The sequence below is a fragment of the Pseudoalteromonas sp. S16_S37 genome (assembly GCF_014694405.1).
Lineage (GTDB): Bacteria > Pseudomonadota > Gammaproteobacteria > Enterobacterales > Alteromonadaceae > Pseudoalteromonas.
Window position 1 is genome coordinate 25,854 of the sequence record NZ_JAAUWV010000021.1, and the last position, 16,616, is coordinate 42,469.

Below are 16,616 nucleotides of genomic sequence, written 5' to 3' on the forward strand. Positions count from 1 at the left end.
TCATGATCAAATTAAACCAAATTAACAAAATATTTTCTGACAAACACCAGTCGTTTCATTGCCTAAAAGACTTAGATTTAGAAGTAAAACAAGGTGAGTTTACGGTTATTGCAGGCCCTTCTGGTTCTGGTAAATCAACATTACTCAATATTATTGGTCTACTCGATAAGCCAAGCTCAGGTCGCTATGAATTTGATGGGCAAAATGTCGCCAAGTTAAATAATAACCAGTTGGCCGATATTCGTCGCGAGAAAATTGGCTTTGTGTTTCAAGCATACAATTTGATGCCGGTACTCACGGCGCTGGAAAACACGGAAATGATCATGGAGTTTTGCAACGTCGACAAAAAAGTTCGTCGTCAGCGTGCCATTGAAACGCTTGAAGCCGTTGGCTTAGGAGAGTTTAAAGACCGCTTCCCTGCGCAGTTAAGTGGCGGCCAACAACAGCGTGTTGCTGTTGCCAGAGCCATTGCAGCCCAACCATTGCTGGTGGTTGCAGATGAACCAACCGCAAACCTTGATTCTCGCTCAACAGAGAGCTTGCTGGATTTAATGCAATCACTGAATGAAGAGCTGGGTGTCACATTCTTGTTTAGCTCGCACGACCCGCGTGTTATTGAACGAGCGCATCGTGTTATTCATCTGCAAGATGGTCAGATTGTCAAAGACGTCAACACCAATAATAGTGGTCAACAGGTAGCAGTGTAGCGTGAAGCCATTGTTACTTTTTATTGCCTGCACGAGTGTGCAGGCAATCGCCTATGAAACAGATGAAGACTTTGCCGATATTTTTGGTGACGCACCACCGTCTAGTACCCTGTTAAATGGTGTATTCGAGGCAAACTTAGTCACTGTAGATACGCCTTCCCAAAATAGCTGGGGAAGCAATCAATTTGCGCGCCTTGAATATCAACACAAAAAAAATGACAACATATGGGTGATGCATACGCAATTAGACTTTGACTATCTCAAAGATGGGAATCTGTTAAGTTTATTTGCTAAACAACCGGTGGCGGATAGAGCACTTGATCTTGACTGGCAAGAAAGCCACGACCACCAGCTTTGGTATGGCCAAGTCGATTGGGCTTACTGGCAACATGCGCTCAACAAAGCCAATATCACCGTAGGCCGGCAACCTGTTACGCTTGGTCTGGGCCGTCTTTTTTCACCGCTGGACCCTTTAGGCGCATTTAACGTTTTTGACTTAGATAGGCTCTACAAAAGTGGCGTAGACGCTATCAAGCTTGACTATTTTGTCAGCGATACGTTGCAAACCCAAAGCATCCTGACGGTTAATCAAAACGACAAACTGCAAGGCCTGCAAACAATTAAAGGCAACTTAGAGCAAGGCGTATGGCTTCTAACTGCTGCTATTCGTGAAGAACAGCACTATATATCAGCAAGTCTACAGCGCTACCAAGCTTGGCTTGATGCCGACGTTTATGGCGAGCTTTTGTATGGCGATTTAACATCCAGTGCTAAAGCGCAATTTACAACTTCAGAGCAAAAGCGCGCTTTATTAGGCATGAGTACCAAGGTGGGTGCTAACGGTAGCCTTACTTTTGAGTGGTTGTATCAATCACTTGCGGCAGGTGTTCAGACTGACTACACCCTTTGGCAACAACGTTATGCACACTCACAGATAACTCCTATGGGTTTAGCAAAGCGCTATATGGCGTTGTCATATAGCAATGAGTGGCGAGATTTAACGCGTTACGAACTACTGACCATGCATAACTTGGTCGACAACCACAGTACCTTATCTGCCGTTGTTACCCACTCTGCCAGCGATAATTTACAACTTAGACTAGCGCTCGCTTGGACACCCAAGCAAGGCACACGCAACAGCGAATTTGAACAATTTGCTGACTTACTTCAACTTGGGATCCGCTATTATTTTTAGGTTAAATCATGCAACTAACAACATTAAAAAAACTGATTTTTGAAAAAAATATTTTCGCTTTTTTGCGACTGGGCAAGCACGTTGACACGGTTTATCGTACCAGTTTTGTAACCGCAGCAAACTCTAGTGGCTTGCTTGCAAGCCTGCAACAAGGCAATAAAAGCCTTGAGCAGCTACAACAACATTTACAACTAGATGGCACCAAACAAGAAGCGCTCAGCGCATGGCTTGAATGTGGTGTGCGCCTAAAAGAACTGACGTATAAAAACGGCCAATATGCGTTAAAAGGTAAACTCAGCAAACACCTTGCCAAGCAAGAAAACCAAATTGCAGCGGCCATGTTTGAAGAGGCCATTAGATACCATTACGACGCGCTACTAAGCGCCCCGACACGCATGCAAAACAATCATGCGTACCAACTTGCAGATCAAGACGGCAGCCTCATCGCGCGTTCATCACAAATTTTAGAGCCCTTCGTAGAAGAAGCAATTGAATGGTGTCTGAAGCGCGTATCTACTGAACCAAAGCATATTTTGGAAGTGGGTTGTGGCGCGGGTCAATATTTAGTGTATTTGCATAACCGCTTACCTGCTTGTGAGATCACCGCCATCGACTATCAACTAGCCGTGGTAGAGCAAGCGCAAAGAACGCTCAGCACCAACCAAATAACCAATATTGATTTAAGACATGAGTCGTTCTTTGAACTAGCGGGTGAGTCCAGCTATGACCTGATCACTTTGCACAACAATATTTATTACTTCCCACAAGAACAACGCATGCAGGTGCTTAGTCATGCCTACAAGTTACTTAAACCGGGTGGGCAGTTACTGATGACCACCAGCTGCCAAGGCGGCAGTAGTGCAATCTCTGCGCTGAATTTATGGTTTAGTTTAAGTGATGTAGGCGGTGTTTTACCTGATGCAGAGCAGTTAACCAACACCTTAAAACAAGCACAGTTTAAAGAAGTACAACACAAGCGACTGATGCCCGGTGAGAGCTACTTCGCCTTTGCCGCAACCAAATAACATGTATTTAGAAAAAGGAATCCTTCTATGAACAACACGGCGGTTAAATTTTCGACTTCCATGACCGAACACGTAGTAGGCTTTGCCAAAGCACCCGCAAATAATGTATCGCTATTTGGGGGCAAAGGGGCCGTGCTATGCGACCTATATCAAGCAGGACTACCAGTACCCAACGGTTTTTGTATTAGCATTGAAGTATTTAAAGCATTTATTGCTCATTGTGACCTACTTGCTAAATATCCTATCAATGAAGGTATTGGACAATGGCGCAGGTTCGCAAAGGCGATTATCGAAAACCCAATGCCAAGCGAACTGGTAGACTTAATAGCCTCTGAACTGGTTAATCTAAGCGGGCCGGTAGCTGTGCGCTCATCCGCCACCGATGAAGATGGCCAAAGCCACTCTTTTGCTGGGCAGCATTTAACTAAACTTGGTCAGCAAGGCGAGTCGGAAATACTCGATGCAGTGAGAGCCTGCTGGGCATCTGCATTCAGTGATGCGGCATATGAATACCGCAAAGCCACTGGCCAACAAACTGAGCTACCCAGCATGGCGGTTGTTATTCAACAAATGAAGTTTGGCGACGTCTCTGGGGTGGCTTTTGGTCAACACCCAACCAGCCTCAATAAGAACGAGTTTTTAATTGAAGGCTGCTTCGGTCTATGTGAAGGGTTGGTATCAGGACAAGTCAGCAGCGACAGCTATGTTATCGACAAGCAAACCAACGAGCTTATCTCTCAGTCGATTCAAAATAAACAACAGCAAATAGTGTATCTCGATGGGCAAATCAAAAAAGTGGATATTCCAAAGCAGATGCAAAGTGAACCTACTTTAGACCCAATGACCATTAAAAGCCTAACCAAACTACTTCACCAAGTTGAAGCGTTTTACGGTAAAGCCCAAGATGTTGAGTGGACACTGAGTGATGGCAAGATATGGCTGTTGCAAAGCCGACCGATCACCTCTATTGCTAAAGATAATAGCGATGAAAATTTCTATTTAGGCAACCGCTCTGAGCAGCTGCAAAAAGATATCTTATGGTCACGTATGGATATCGGTGAAATTTTTACCGGCCGTATGACACCACTGGGTTTGTCTTTTGCTCGTTATTACCAAAGCAACGTACATATTGAATGTGGTAAAGGGCTGGGTTTATTAGATTTGGGTGAAGCCGACGAAACCATGGCCTACTATCGCGGTCACGTTTATCTTAATGTCTCTTATACCGCTTGGCAGCTTGCACAAACTCCGGTCGGGAAAGACCAAACACCATTTTTAGTGCGCTTTAGTAGCGAAGCAATTGACTTAACTGGTTATAAAAACCCTTATGGTGAGCAGCACTCACACCCAAACTATTCATCAGGACAGTGCGTTCGCAACTGGATAAAGGAAAATATCCGCGAGTTTTTCCAAGCCAAACGTCGCGCTAAAACCATGGTTGAGTCACGCTTTATAGAATATGACCGTGTGCAGTTACAAAACATCGAGGCGATGGACTTAAACGCACTACAACGTGAGATGACCCATGCGCTCAAATACTTTAAAACCATGCATGAGGGTTATCTGCCCTACTATATTAATGCTTTTGCATGTTATGGCCTGCTAGAAGAACTCAGTGCGCAGTGGCTTGGCGATAAAAGTAAGCATCTGCAAAATGAAATAAAAGGCGACATGTCTAACTTACGCACCGTTGCCAGTGCGCAAGAGCTGTGGCAGTTATGCCAAACATTAGATCAATGGCCAAACGTGCGTGATGCATTTGCCAATCAAACTATCAGCGAAATAGACACCTTCTTAAATAATACCACCGAAGGATTACGTTTCTCACAAGGCCCTTTGGCTAAGTTTATGCGAGAAAATGGCGTACGAGCCCGTGAAGAAATGGAGCTTACCCACCCTCGTTGGTTAGACGATCGCACCTATGTTTTGCAAATGATCAAATTGTACCTTGCACAAGGGTATGAAGTTGACGACGCGCTACAACAGCAACAGCAGCAACAACAATTAACCAGTGAAGACTTGCTCAAAGAGCTTAGCTGGTCAAAACGTTGGGTGATTAAGCGTGTTATCGCATTGTATTGCGGCTGTGCCAAGCTAAGAGAAGAAACCCGCATGAGTATGATCACCTCTATTTGGTTAGTACGTCGCGTTGTTTTTGAAGTGGCAAAACGCCTTGTTGAAGCTAAGCATTTAGATCATATCGATGACGTTGCATATCTCAACTTTGAGCAAATATTGCAATACCTAAAAGGCGTGATAAGTGCAACGGAGTTAACATCAGCTCAAACATTGCAAACTCGCCGAGCACAATATCAAAACTGGCAAGCACGCCCTGAGCCGCCACTCACCTTTATCGGCAAGCCAAGTAGCCAGCCAGATTTGATCCTTGACCCAAGTGCAACGTCACTTCAAGGGTTAGCAACCTCAAAAGGCCTAACTCAAGGAAAAGCCTGTGTCATTACCGACCTTGCCAATCAAATTGGCGAGTTTAAAAAAGGCGATATTCTCGTTGCACCATTCACAGATGCTTCATGGACCCCTTTATTTGCGCTAGCAAGTGCAGTGGTAACCGATATTGGTTCAATGCTTTCTCACAGCTCAATTGTGGCGCGTGAGTTTGGTATTCCCTGCGTTGTAAATACCAATCATGCCAGCGCTTTAATTAAAACGGGCGATCACATCATTGTAGACGCCGAAAATGGCCTAGTAACGTTAAAAAAGGACGATTAAATGTCTATTATCATTGATAAAATTAAACTTAAATCTGCTGATAACCGTGCTGCTTTTGAACAGTGGGTGACAGACACTGACTACCTAGCTTGTCACGATTTGGCGTCGGTAGAGCGCTTTGTGGTAAGCAAAGTGACCGATTCTAACTGTGATTATGACTATGTAGAAGTTGTAAAAGTAACCAGCTTAGCGGCATTTGAGCAAGATATGCAAACTCCTCTGTTTCAATCTTTGGTTGCTCGCTTTAGTGAGTTGGCTGACGTGGTTGAAACCATAAAATCTGATACGCTAGCACCGGGTTATCAGTGGTAAAATGCCGTTGCTAACTTGCTACTATCCCAGCAGTAACAGCGCCGTATACATCGTGCATCTCGATGTATTACAGCGGCGCTTGGGTGTACCTTCACAACGGCAGCATTTACTTGCACAGCTCAGTGAAGATGAACATGCTCAATACACGTGCAAGCCCTACAAACGCCAAGCGCTTGCTTGGTTGGGTGCTCGGCTGGGGGCTAAGTGGCTGTTAAAAAATACGCTTTTCAGTGCCTTGCCAAGCGCAGAGATACAAATAAAAAAAACGGCCAATGGCGCGCCATTTTGCGCGCGCTCAGGCCGTCCATTAAGCATTAGCCACAGTAACACCCTTGCAGGCGCTGCAATCGGTGACCACCCTGTGGGTTTAGATTTAGAGTTCAGCGAGCGCTTTTCGGCACTGCCAACACCTTGGATAAGTCCACAAGAAAAACAGGCTCACCCTAATCTAAGCATCAGCCAACTGTGGTGTATTAAAGAAGCGCTTTACAAAGCAGCTGGCTTTGGTCCATTTACCCAGTTTTGCAGCGCTGTTGAGCTTGAACACACAACACACAAACAGCTTACGGTTCGCAACGCAATACATAAAAAACAGCCAATCCAGAAAACATGGCGCTATAACCGATGGCAGCTCAAACAACACGATATTCTATTCCTAGAGCCATATTATGAATGAACACAACAACGCCTTTATACACGCGGCGCAACACCTAGAAAACAACCTTGGTGATCCGACTCAAGATACATCAGCCATTAATTTTGCCCGCTCTGTGGCAATTGATGAGCAGCAAGAATTCCCAAGGGAATACTTAAGTCATTTACATAGCTTGAATTACTTTGACCGATTTGTCCCTCGCTCCCTAGGTGGAACATTAAGCGATTTTTCAGAGCTATTAATGGCCTGTCGACTGGTCTCAAGACGCGACCTAAACGCCGCAATCGCCAGTGGCCAAACTATGCTAGGCGCCTTACCCGTCTGGTTATGTGGCAACGACACGCAAAAAGAACTACTGAGCAGCCATATTTTGCAAGGCCACTTAGGTTGTTTAGCGCTGACTGAGAAAAAACATGGTAGCAATTTGTTAGCCAGCGAAGTCACCGCCACAGTTGACCAAGACGGTTATCGACTCAACGGCGAAAAATGGCTGATTAACAACGCCACCCAAGGCCATACCATGACCTTGTTAGTACGCAAAATTGAGCCAAATGGACGAGAGTCTTTAGTTGTGATGCTGCTTGATAAAGCAAAGCTCAGTGATTATGGAAACATCGAAAAAATCGCAACCCACGGCATCCGCTGTGCCGATATCAGCGGTATCCGTTTTCACAATACGTTAGTGGCTAAAGATTGTTTAATTGAAACCACCGAACCGGGCATTTTTGGCGTGCTTAAAGCACTGCAGGTCTCTAGAATCTTGTGCGCCGGCTTCTCGTTAGGCGCATTTGATACCTGTTTACGCGTGACATATGAATTCGCGCAAAATCGCGCACTTTATCAAAAAACAGTGCTATCAATGCCAACAGTGCAACAAGGACTAGGACGTAGTTTTGCCAAGCTCCTGTTAGCTGAAATGCTTGCAACTGCGAGCATTCGGGCGGTCAGTCATGCCAGTCGCTCACTAAGTATGTACTCTGCCGCTTGTAAATATTGGGTCCCACGCCAGACTGAGCTGGCGCTTGATGAACTCAAGGTCATTTTGGGCGCAAGGTACTATTTACGCGAAGAGCACTGTAGTGGTATTTTCCAAAAAATGCTCAGAGACAATGCGGTTGTTTCACTGTTTGATGGCAGTAGCCAAGTAAATCTTGGTTTGATCTCGGCGCAAACTAACGCTATCTCAGCACAATTACTAAAAACACCTAGTTGCCACGAAGAGTTAAGCCTGTGGTTTCGCCTTGATGAAAGCAAACCATTTGCAGCATTCGACCAACAGCAATTTGCCGTCAATAATGCAGGCCAAGATCCTATTCTTAGCGCATTTTTGGCACGCTTTTGCGATAGTTCACAAAACCACCTTCCACCATCAGTCATGACCCAGTGTTTAATACTGAAACAGCGTATTTTAAGCTGGTGCGATGATGTACAAACGCTACAACAAACCGAACAAAATGAGCCAACCAGCGTTGTTCGTTTTAATAAAGCAAAACAATATACAACACTATTAAGTGCAGCATGTTGCGCGCTATTTATTATTCATAACGAAACGCATCCATTGCTTGGTAATGCTGACATCGCCACTGATTTGCTCTCATTAGTACTCAATGATGATGACATGTGGTTGCCTTCAAAAGCACTACTTGAGGCATTAGATGATCAAAACCAGCAACATAAGTTGTTTTCATTGTTCCCTATCTCATTGGCAAAGTAAGCTCGCACCTCGCCAATAAAGGGACATTGCCAGGCAACTCAGCATTTGCTAGAGTTGTCTGGCTGTCACTATAAAAGATAACATCATGAAAATTAAAAACCTTTTTTTACCTTTACTGCTGCTAAGCAATGCCGCCTTGGCATTACCTGAACACATTATTTTATTTCGCCACGCCGAAAAAGCTAAAGGTCCGAACCCCGAATTACTCGAAGCAGGTCAACAAAGAGCGCACCACCTAGCAACACTTTTTAGTGAACTGCCAATCAGTCATTTATTTAGTACTGATTACAAGCGTACCCAACAAACTATCGCACCTTTGGCTAACACACATAACTTGTCAGTGCAAAGCTACGACCCCAGTAATTTAAAAGCCTTTGCCGAACAGCTAATAAAGCTTGAAGGTAATATTGTGGTGGCAGGTCACAGTAACACCACTCCTGAGCTCGTTAATTTACTCAGTGCAAAACAAGTCAGTATTGCCGAAGATGAATTTAACAAAGTGTTTGTGGTGTCTTTTGCTGATAAAAATAAAGCACACGTATTAACACTTAGCTCAGACATCAAGAGTAAATAATACGCATCAGCGCCATAAGCCCAGCATGCATCTGTGCTTCACTTTGCCCTGCAAAACCGAGCCGAATATGGCTAACATCACGCGTATTTGGCTTTAGTGAACGCACACTTTGCGCAAAATAGAATTCATCTTCAGTTTGCAAATAGATACCCTGCTCGTGTGCACGGCGCTTCACATCCGATACGTTCACTTGGCAATTCACCCACATCGCCATGCCCCCATCGGGTTTTGAAAACTGAAGCGGCAACCCTTGGCGCTGGCATTGTGTTAAGGTATCCGCCATCGCTTGGTAACGCGCTTTGTATAGCTTAGTTGTGCGCTTAAGATGACGCTCAAAATCTCCAGTAAACATCCAATGGGCTACCGCTAATTGAGTCAATACATCATTTTTATGATTGATAAGTTGTTTGTACGCACGCATTTGCGAGAGCACCTCATCACTGGCCGTGATATAACCGACTCTGGCACCTGCAAACATCAATTTTGAAAACGTCGAAATATAAATCACAATCCCAGCTGGATCATCCGATGCCATTGGCTGTAATGGCTGACATTGATAGTGAAACTCATGGTCGTAATCGTCTTCAATGATAACCACACCATGCTCATAACAAAGACGATAGATTTGTAATCGCCGTGTTGGTGACAAAGTTACGGTTGTCGGATATTGATGTAGTGGCGTTAGATACAGCATTTTGATTTTGTATTGCCGCAATTGCTTGGCAAAATCATCAACACATAACCCTTGCTCATCTTGCTTAATATCAATCAACGAAGCACCACAGGCCGAAAAGGCACGCCTCGCCGGCGGGTAGCCAAGTGTTTCACAGGCAATATAATCTCTCGGCGAAATAAAAACGCTGGCTGCCAAAAACAATGCTTCTTGCGAACCATTACATATCAGCAAATCATTACACTTTAAACTTCTTGCACGTGACAAATAGGCTTGTATTTGCGCTTTAAGCTCGCTTGTACCACCAATTTCACCGTAGTGTAACTTACCAATATCGATATATCTGCATGCTTTTGTTAAAGCACTTTTAAACTCATTAAAAGGAAAGCGGTGAATATCTGGCAAGCCACCAGCAAAATTGTACTGGTAGTGATTAATGTTAATCGTGGTTGGTTCTGGTAGTGGACTGGCAAAAATGAGCTGTTTTTTCTCGTAGGCGGGCTGCTTTTGTTGTGCTGAACTAGATTCTATTGGCAAAGTGCTGGTAACAAAATAACCAGACTTTTCACGCGACTCTAACCAACCTTCTGCAACCAATAGCTGCAGCGCATTCATAACCGTATGCCGATTTAACTGATAGGCCACCGACATAGCACGTGCTGAGCTCAACTTGGTGCCCGTTAGCAACTTTCCCGCTTTGATGGCGTCTCGCAAAGTGTTTGCCAGTTGCAAATAGATGGCCTCTTGGCCCTCGTTCGCTTTAAATTCGAATGGATGCACGTGTTATTACTCATCTAAAGATTTGCTTTAAAGTTAACCTAGCAACGCATTCTGGTCTAGTTAAAAAATACAATCTGGTTGTTTAGTTGCAACCAGAATGTTTTTAAAGTGCCCATATTATTACTATCGAAAGAGTCATGATATGTTAGAAAAACGTACTTTAAGCACAGAGAAAGTCAGCCTAAAGCCCTTATCAGAAAGTCACTTAGATGAGCTTTTCAATGCTGGACAAGACCCTAAACTCTGGCGTTGGATCCTAGATAACTATTGCAAAACACCTCAGATACTTAGTGAGTGGTTTCACAACAGTGCACAATTTGATGCACATCAGCAATTGGTGATGGGTATTTACTGCAATACCCAGCAAAGAATTGTGGGTACTACTCGATTGTTTAGACTAGATAAACACAACCTGAGTGCTGAGATTGGCCACACCTTTGTTGGTGTGCCGTGGCAGCGTAGCTGCATAAACACCCACAGCAAATATCTGTTACTAAAATACGCATTTGAAACACTCAAACTTGTGCGTGTCACATTTGGCACTCACGAAAGTAATCAGCAATCGCGAGATGCCATTGCACGACTAGGTGCTCGCTTTGAAGGTATTCAGTTTAAAAATAGAAAGCTCGTTGATGGTAGCTTTAGAAACAGTGCTTTGTTTAGCATTATTGACAGCCAGTGGCCTGACATAAAGCAGCAGTTGGAGGCAAAACTATGACCTACCCAGCGGCATATTTTCAAGATAATAGCCAAGCGCGAATTTTAGCTTTAGTCGAGCAAGCGCCTTTAGCTACTATTTTATTTGCATCTGAGAGTGAGCAACTTAATGACGCCATCTATGCCCCTTTAGTATTTGATGAGTCACAACAACTGTTTATTGGTCATGTTGCAGCGAACAATCCACTTACCCAATACCAAAGCATCAAGGTAAAGATGCTGTTTCATGGCCCTAATGGCTATCTATCTCCCAATCATAGTGATGAATTAGTTGTACCAACTTGGCTTTATGCCAACACTCAACTGACTGGTGAGCTAATATTCGTACGTGAACATGAGCAAAAGTTGAGTATGATGAATTTTATTACCGACCACTTTGAACAATCATTTGCAAACCCGTGGCCTGTATCAGCACTTGATGATGTAAAGCGTGATGCCATGTTTAAACACATTGAATTTTTCACGATTTGCGTAAATAACTGGCAAGGCCACTTTAAGCTAAGCCAACATAAACCACAGCGGGTGAGAGAGCAAATCAAGCAGAGCTTATCAGACCAAGGCAGCACAGCGCTCGCCGAGCAAATCTAGCTGGTGCCTATAAGAGCCTAATAAAAACATACAAAGCAGAGGTATAAAGCATCGTTATAACCTCTGTGCCTTTTTACTGATAACTAGAGAAGTATATTGCGAATAATTTGTGCAGCTTGAGACAAATCAACTAAGCGCCTAGCCGCCTCTTCACTTTTTATGCCCTGTATAGCCTCAAAATCATCCAAAAAAAGCGCATGATCATAGTTTTTGGTGTAAGGGTTTCTTACATACACTAGCACGTAACAACGCATTGCAACCTTGTCTAGCGTTCTAAAAAAGTTAATATCATTCGACGTAATTTTAGGTTTAATAGTACCGCGCATATGTTCAATAAACACATGCTTCACGTACACAGACTGATTATTTAGGCGATACTTAACTACATTTGAAAGGCCAAGCTCACCTGAGCACTGCGTATAAATATCCTTACCTAATTGCACTATTTTCTTCTCGCCAAATAAATGCTGCATAATACGACTCAACAGAGAGGTACTTTCAGTTTCTCTGCTTGCAGTATTAACAAATACAGATCCATGATCAGGCACGGCACGAACCGTTGATAAATGCACTTTTAACCTCCTTGTTGTTAACAATTTCCACACAAAATAGGATTTGCACTGTCGCGTCAAAACGCTTCAACCCTACATGTACGATGACTCTATGTGCTAATTTCTCATAGCTAAATATTAATATGTTAATAGGAGGGATAAAAAAGCAAAATAAAACACACCAAAGTTAAATAAACGTATATTTTAACGCGATTTTGTACTCAAAATAACCGAAAGTAAAAAACGCCAATCTGTTCAATTGACGTTTTCGGTATAAAGTGGGTGTTTTTCGCGCTAAATATTTACTAATTCAGGTCTTTATCTACCCAAAACTTAGTGCCTTTTAAAACGGCCTGTAATGCAAGACCCGTTTGTGTCAAAGAGTAAACGGTTACATCATCTACCACTACTTCAGCGGCGATGGCACCACCTTGATGCTTATGCTTTGCAGCGGCGTCTGCATTACCACCAAACGCCCAGCCATGCTCAATAAATCTTGCTAACGCCTCAGGAGTGTGAAAGACCATAACAATGCTAAAGTCTTTGGCACCAATTCCCAATCCAATACCAGCTTCTGCCATATTCATATAAGTTCTTGCACCTGTTTGCCGGTTGACGGCGACGCCATACCCACCGCCAAAGCTTGCAAAAATAACGTTAACATTCGCATTGTCAAATACTGCATAGCCCGCTGAATTTGCGATTTGCTGCTGTACATCAGGTTTTTCTTCGTACAACCTAGAGAGTACATCACTACGCATATTTTCAACTGCAGCACGTTTTTGTTCAACCGAGGCGCCGCCAGACGTTGCGCACCCAGCCGTAAGCAAAATACTCATTAGTACAAAAACCATAAAACTGTTTTTCATTTTATAACTCCATGCGTGAATCAAATTTGACTACCCTTATGCAGTTATAGCGTAGCAGCTATTGTATGGCTATTAACTGAATGACATTGTTCAATGAATTAATTGACAGGCATAAAAAAGGCCGCTTAACGCGGCCAACATCATGGGTAATCATGAAGGGATAAGTGTGAAAACGAGTACAGTGTATAGCTGCCATTAATAAAATAAAACCACATTATTGCAGACTATAACATCGAAAAAACCGAACTATTTTAATCAATTTAATTACTTTAAATTAGCTTTAAACCTTTTTGAAAATCTACGCGACTAACCTTTTAAACCCAATTTAGTTACTAAAGGAATCAGTCATGTTTAAACGTATTGCAACAACAGTTTGTGTAGGAGTAACGGTCGCTTATATTTCTACATCTTTTGCCAGTAGCACAAAGAAAGACTCGAATATACAAACAGCTAACAAAGATGAATATCGAATTTTGGTTTTCAATGATTGCGAAAAAATACTTGAGAAGCATTTAAATAAAGAGCAAGTGAATAGCTTTTTGGCACTAGAGGAGCAGTCAGAACTCATGCGCAAGCTTGAAAAACCAATTCACGCCGTTTCACAGCAGATGAGTACACTTGGGCGTGAAGTAGAAGCTATGTCACGCAAAGCCTTTGTCGAAGACTACGAAACATTCACAATAGACAAAACCCTATTAGCCGAGCAAAAAAGATTATCAAAACAACTAGAAGCACTAGCGGATGCACATGAAGGCGACTTTAATGCACTAGAGAAACAAGGGCGAAATGTAGAGTCTGCAGCCAAACGATTCGAATCAACAATCAAGCCACTTGTAGCAGATTTAGAAAACTCACATATACAAATTTTAGAGCCCGGAGAAACGGCCAAACCTTGTGACGCCTTTATCAAACACATCTAACCTGCCAGATATTGAGCCGACTTAAATATTACCTCTGTCGGCTCTATGTTTAACTGCTACTGTAACATTGGTGATAAATGCTCTGGAGCTGTCACTAAATCTCTTACTCCATGCGCTGCAGTTTCATTAAATGGATTTTGCTTACACCACTTTGCCACGCTATTGATATCTGTTTTTAATACCTTAGGGCGGACACTCCAAGTAACTTTAAAAGGTGAAGATTTATCATTGTAGCTAGGTCCAGTTGTTGATCCCGTATATTCTACAGGTGTACCAGTTTTTGTGGGCAGGTTCACAGCCTGATAGTAACCATCTACTTGGGCAAACTCACTCAGTGTATTGAAGTTTTCACCATAACCGTCATTGGTTAATACCATAACTTGTGCTTCTACACGCAGCTGTGGGTTTTTGATGTGCTCACTTAAACACGCACCTAACGTAGCACCAGGTTGAACGGGGGCAGTGGTATAAACATAATGTAATTCAATCGTATCCCCAGAGTTCAAGCCATCATCATTATTTTGACATATTGCTTGCTCTAGTGGCTGGCGCTCATATTCGCTTAGTTGACCTGAATACAAAAAGCCTGCTTGACTAGAGCCCGCCTTTACAGGCTTTGTAAACTCTCCACCGCGATGCTCAGCATTTTTATGAAAATGAATATTACATAAGTTTAGTACTGAACGCTTCGGCGCTTTTGAGAAAATAATCGGGTTGTGTCCTTTTTCGCTATCAATATCTCTTGGCGATTGCGGACCATACAATGTTAACGCCTTTACATCTGAGGCGTGCTCTTTGACATTATTATGGGCATGATTATTTGAGGCAAATACCACGTTTGGCACTGCAATACTTAACGCAATAGCTAAAACGGATTCATTCTTCATTTTCTGGTTCCTCTAAAAAGGTAGGCGGGAAAAAGAAAAGTGTAATAGCAGCTTTTATATTTAAAAATCATATTATTACAGTCATTTACATCGAAAAAAACGAGCAAAGGTCGTACACAGCGCCAAAGCTAAAGCTAAAACGGGTTTACTCTGCACCGCCTCTGTCAGCATGAATTATATATTCACACCATAACGTTAATTGAGGAAAAAATGTTAATCTTGAAAATATAACAACTTGATAAATAACAACATAATAAACTTAAACACAATAATCTACACCTTAACCCTGATTCCCTTGCAGTGTTATTCAGTTTTATTACTTTGCGGTAAAAAGCCACCGTATACACTTTGTTGAAAAGAGCGCGTGATGAGTGTGGTTTTTAGAAAATCCGACCTTAAATTAGTACCAATATAAATACTTAACTATCAGATTATTAATAGTCGCGCTTTAATCCTCCCTTACAGCTAGCTTTATTACTGTTGCAATGACTCCTGACATTCCCTGACAGTCGCATGTGGTTCAATTGTTCCGAGTTAAACAAACCAACCAATTAAGGAAATCATATGTCTCAAAATGTATTTGAAATAGTTGAATTTAAACTGGCTAACGGTGTGAGCGAAGCTGACTTTCTACCGCTAAGCGATGCCTTTCAGAAGTTTTTAACCCAACAGCCTGGATTTATGTATCGCTCACTTGCTACCCAGCAAGATAATGAAGGATATGTGGACATCAGTTACTGGCAATCAGCACAAGACTTAGATAACTGTGAACAAGCCTTCAACAGCAGCACAGTATGCAAGGAATTCGTTGCCCTCATCGACAAAGACTCTATCGTCATGACACGTCATGCCATCATTGCACAAACATCATGTAATGGATAAGCTGCAGACACATTAAAAAAAGGCCATAAGTACGTTCGTATGCATAAATCAGAGCGATTATTTCAGCTAGTAAATTTACTAAAAGGTAGACGGCTTGCGATCACCGCTAAGCAACTGGCTGAGCGCTTTGAAGTGTCCGAGCGTACTATTTACCGCGACATTGAGTCTTTGCAAGACTCAGGCGTACCTATTCATGGAGAGGCCGGAATAGGTTATATCATTGACGATCATCCTCTACCACCGATGATGTTTAACGTTGATGAACTCACCGCATTGTTACTTGGTAGCAAAATGGTTGGGGCATGGACAGATCCGACTTTAAGTGGCCATGCAAAAGCTGCAATCGAAAAAATTGAAGCTGTGCTTCCGCCGCACCTTAAACAACAAAGTGACCATTCCCCTTATTTGGTTTCGAGTTTTAATCATGGCAAAAAGCAGCAAGATTTTAGTGAGTCACTACGTAAAGCGATAGCATCGTGCACCCGCGTCGAGCTGCAATATAGTGATGTGAATGACACCCCAAGTAACAGAGTCATTGAACCTTTAGGGTTGGTTTATTGGGGTGGCAAGTGGACGCTCATCGCCTTTTGCTTGTTGCGCCAAGATTACCGTGAGTTTCGCTTAGATCGCATGCAAAAATTAACTATCACCAACAACCACTTTGTCAAACACAAAGAAAAAAACTTAGAGCATTATATCGCCTTGATCAGAGCTAAATATGCCAAGCAATGTGACTAAATTACGAGCTTCAACTAGCCTTTTCCTCCAATTATGAATTTGTCACTGTAACGTCGCGTAATTGGCGATTTTCAAGATAGTGCATACACTTATGCCTCG

General features: G+C 42.8%; 17 protein-coding genes. 13 read left to right on the forward strand and 4 right to left on the reverse strand.

The window, feature by feature from the left end:
- Window positions 1–2: 2 nt before the first annotated feature.
- The 8 genes from HC733_RS11120 to HC733_RS11155 all read left to right on the forward strand — a co-directional run bounded on the left by HC733_RS11120 (window position 3) and on the right by HC733_RS11155 (window position 8,912).
- Complete coding sequence (locus HC733_RS11120; RefSeq protein WP_190365120.1) at window positions 3–707, forward strand: ABC transporter ATP-binding protein; 705 nt, start codon at window positions 3–5, stop codon at window positions 705–707.
- Window position 708: 1 nt separating this feature from the next.
- The gene (locus tag HC733_RS11125; RefSeq protein WP_190365121.1) at window positions 709–1,902 is read left to right on the forward strand and encodes a hypothetical protein; all 1,194 of its coding nucleotides are present in this window, start codon (window positions 709–711) and stop codon (window positions 1,900–1,902) included.
- 8 nt (window positions 1,903–1,910) lie between these two features.
- Entirely contained in the window at window positions 1,911–2,927 is a 1,017-nt protein-coding gene (locus HC733_RS11130; protein ID WP_190365122.1) for a class I SAM-dependent methyltransferase, read from the forward strand.
- A 27-nt stretch (window positions 2,928–2,954) separates the two neighbouring features.
- Window positions 2,955–5,657, forward strand: coding sequence for a PEP/pyruvate-binding domain-containing protein (locus HC733_RS11135; protein WP_190365123.1), 2,703 nt, complete (start codon window positions 2,955–2,957; stop codon window positions 5,655–5,657).
- Window positions 5,658–5,969 (forward strand): RedY protein, encoded by a 312-nt coding sequence (locus HC733_RS11140; protein WP_190365124.1) that lies wholly within the window; start codon window positions 5,658–5,660, stop codon window positions 5,967–5,969.
- Window position 5,970: 1 nt separating this feature from the next.
- On the forward strand, window positions 5,971–6,645 hold the full coding sequence (locus HC733_RS11145; RefSeq protein WP_190365125.1) for a 4'-phosphopantetheinyl transferase family protein: 675 nt from the start codon (window positions 5,971–5,973) through the stop codon (window positions 6,643–6,645).
- Entirely contained in the window at window positions 6,638–8,338 is a 1,701-nt protein-coding gene (locus tag HC733_RS11150) for an acyl-CoA dehydrogenase family protein (protein ID WP_190365126.1), read from the forward strand. The genes HC733_RS11145 and HC733_RS11150 overlap by 8 nt, the downstream gene beginning before the upstream one ends.
- Window positions 8,339–8,423: 85 nt before the next feature.
- Entirely contained in the window at window positions 8,424–8,912 is a 489-nt protein-coding gene (locus HC733_RS11155) for a SixA phosphatase family protein (protein ID WP_190365127.1), read from the forward strand.
- Here HC733_RS11155 and pdxR read toward each other — a convergent pair.
- Window positions 8,899–10,365 carry a MocR-like pyridoxine biosynthesis transcription factor PdxR gene (gene pdxR, locus HC733_RS11160; RefSeq protein ID WP_190365128.1) on the reverse strand — a complete coding sequence of 489 codons (1,467 nt, stop codon included), beginning with the start codon at window positions 10,363–10,365 and terminating at the stop codon, window positions 8,899–8,901. The two genes, HC733_RS11155 and pdxR, sit on opposite strands and share 14 nt — an antisense overlap.
- 142 nt (window positions 10,366–10,507) lie before the next feature.
- Between pdxR and HC733_RS11165 the strand changes: the two genes are divergently transcribed.
- Window positions 10,508–11,083: a GNAT family N-acetyltransferase gene (locus HC733_RS11165; protein WP_190365129.1), complete on the forward strand. Its 576-nt coding sequence runs from the start codon at window positions 10,508–10,510 to the stop codon at window positions 11,081–11,083.
- Window positions 11,080–11,670 (forward strand): FMN-binding negative transcriptional regulator, encoded by a 591-nt coding sequence (locus tag HC733_RS11170; RefSeq protein ID WP_190365130.1) that lies wholly within the window; start codon window positions 11,080–11,082, stop codon window positions 11,668–11,670. The genes HC733_RS11165 and HC733_RS11170 overlap by 4 nt, the downstream gene beginning before the upstream one ends.
- Before the next feature lie 83 nt (window positions 11,671–11,753).
- Here the strand turns inward: HC733_RS11170 and HC733_RS11175 are convergent, their stop codons facing one another.
- Both HC733_RS11175 and HC733_RS11180 read right to left on the reverse strand, forming a co-directional pair.
- Window positions 11,754–12,242: a hypothetical protein gene (locus tag HC733_RS11175; protein ID WP_190365131.1), complete on the reverse strand. Its 489-nt coding sequence runs from the start codon at window positions 12,240–12,242 to the stop codon at window positions 11,754–11,756.
- Between the two features lie 284 nt (window positions 12,243–12,526).
- Window positions 12,527–13,090 (reverse strand): lipid-binding SYLF domain-containing protein, encoded by a 564-nt coding sequence (locus HC733_RS11180; RefSeq protein WP_190365132.1) that lies wholly within the window; start codon window positions 13,088–13,090, stop codon window positions 12,527–12,529.
- A 347-nt stretch (window positions 13,091–13,437) separates the two neighbouring features.
- Between HC733_RS11180 and HC733_RS11185 the strand changes: the two genes are divergently transcribed.
- On the forward strand, window positions 13,438–14,010 hold the full coding sequence (locus HC733_RS11185) for a hypothetical protein (protein ID WP_190365133.1): 573 nt from the start codon (window positions 13,438–13,440) through the stop codon (window positions 14,008–14,010).
- Between the two features lie 56 nt (window positions 14,011–14,066).
- Here HC733_RS11185 and HC733_RS11190 read toward each other — a convergent pair whose 3' ends face one another.
- The gene (locus HC733_RS11190) at window positions 14,067–14,897 is read right to left on the reverse strand and encodes a delta-class carbonic anhydrase (RefSeq protein WP_190365134.1); all 831 of its coding nucleotides are present in this window, start codon (window positions 14,895–14,897) and stop codon (window positions 14,067–14,069) included.
- Window positions 14,898–15,461: 564 nt separating this feature from the next.
- Here HC733_RS11190 and HC733_RS11195 point away from each other — a divergent pair.
- Both HC733_RS11195 and HC733_RS11200 read left to right on the forward strand, forming a co-directional pair.
- The gene (locus HC733_RS11195; RefSeq protein ID WP_190365135.1) at window positions 15,462–15,779 is read left to right on the forward strand and encodes an antibiotic biosynthesis monooxygenase family protein; all 318 of its coding nucleotides are present in this window, start codon (window positions 15,462–15,464) and stop codon (window positions 15,777–15,779) included.
- Between the two features lie 39 nt (window positions 15,780–15,818).
- Complete coding sequence (locus tag HC733_RS11200; RefSeq protein WP_190365136.1) at window positions 15,819–16,517, forward strand: helix-turn-helix transcriptional regulator; 699 nt, start codon at window positions 15,819–15,821, stop codon at window positions 16,515–16,517.
- The last annotated feature ends 99 nt before the right edge of the window (window positions 16,518–16,616 follow it).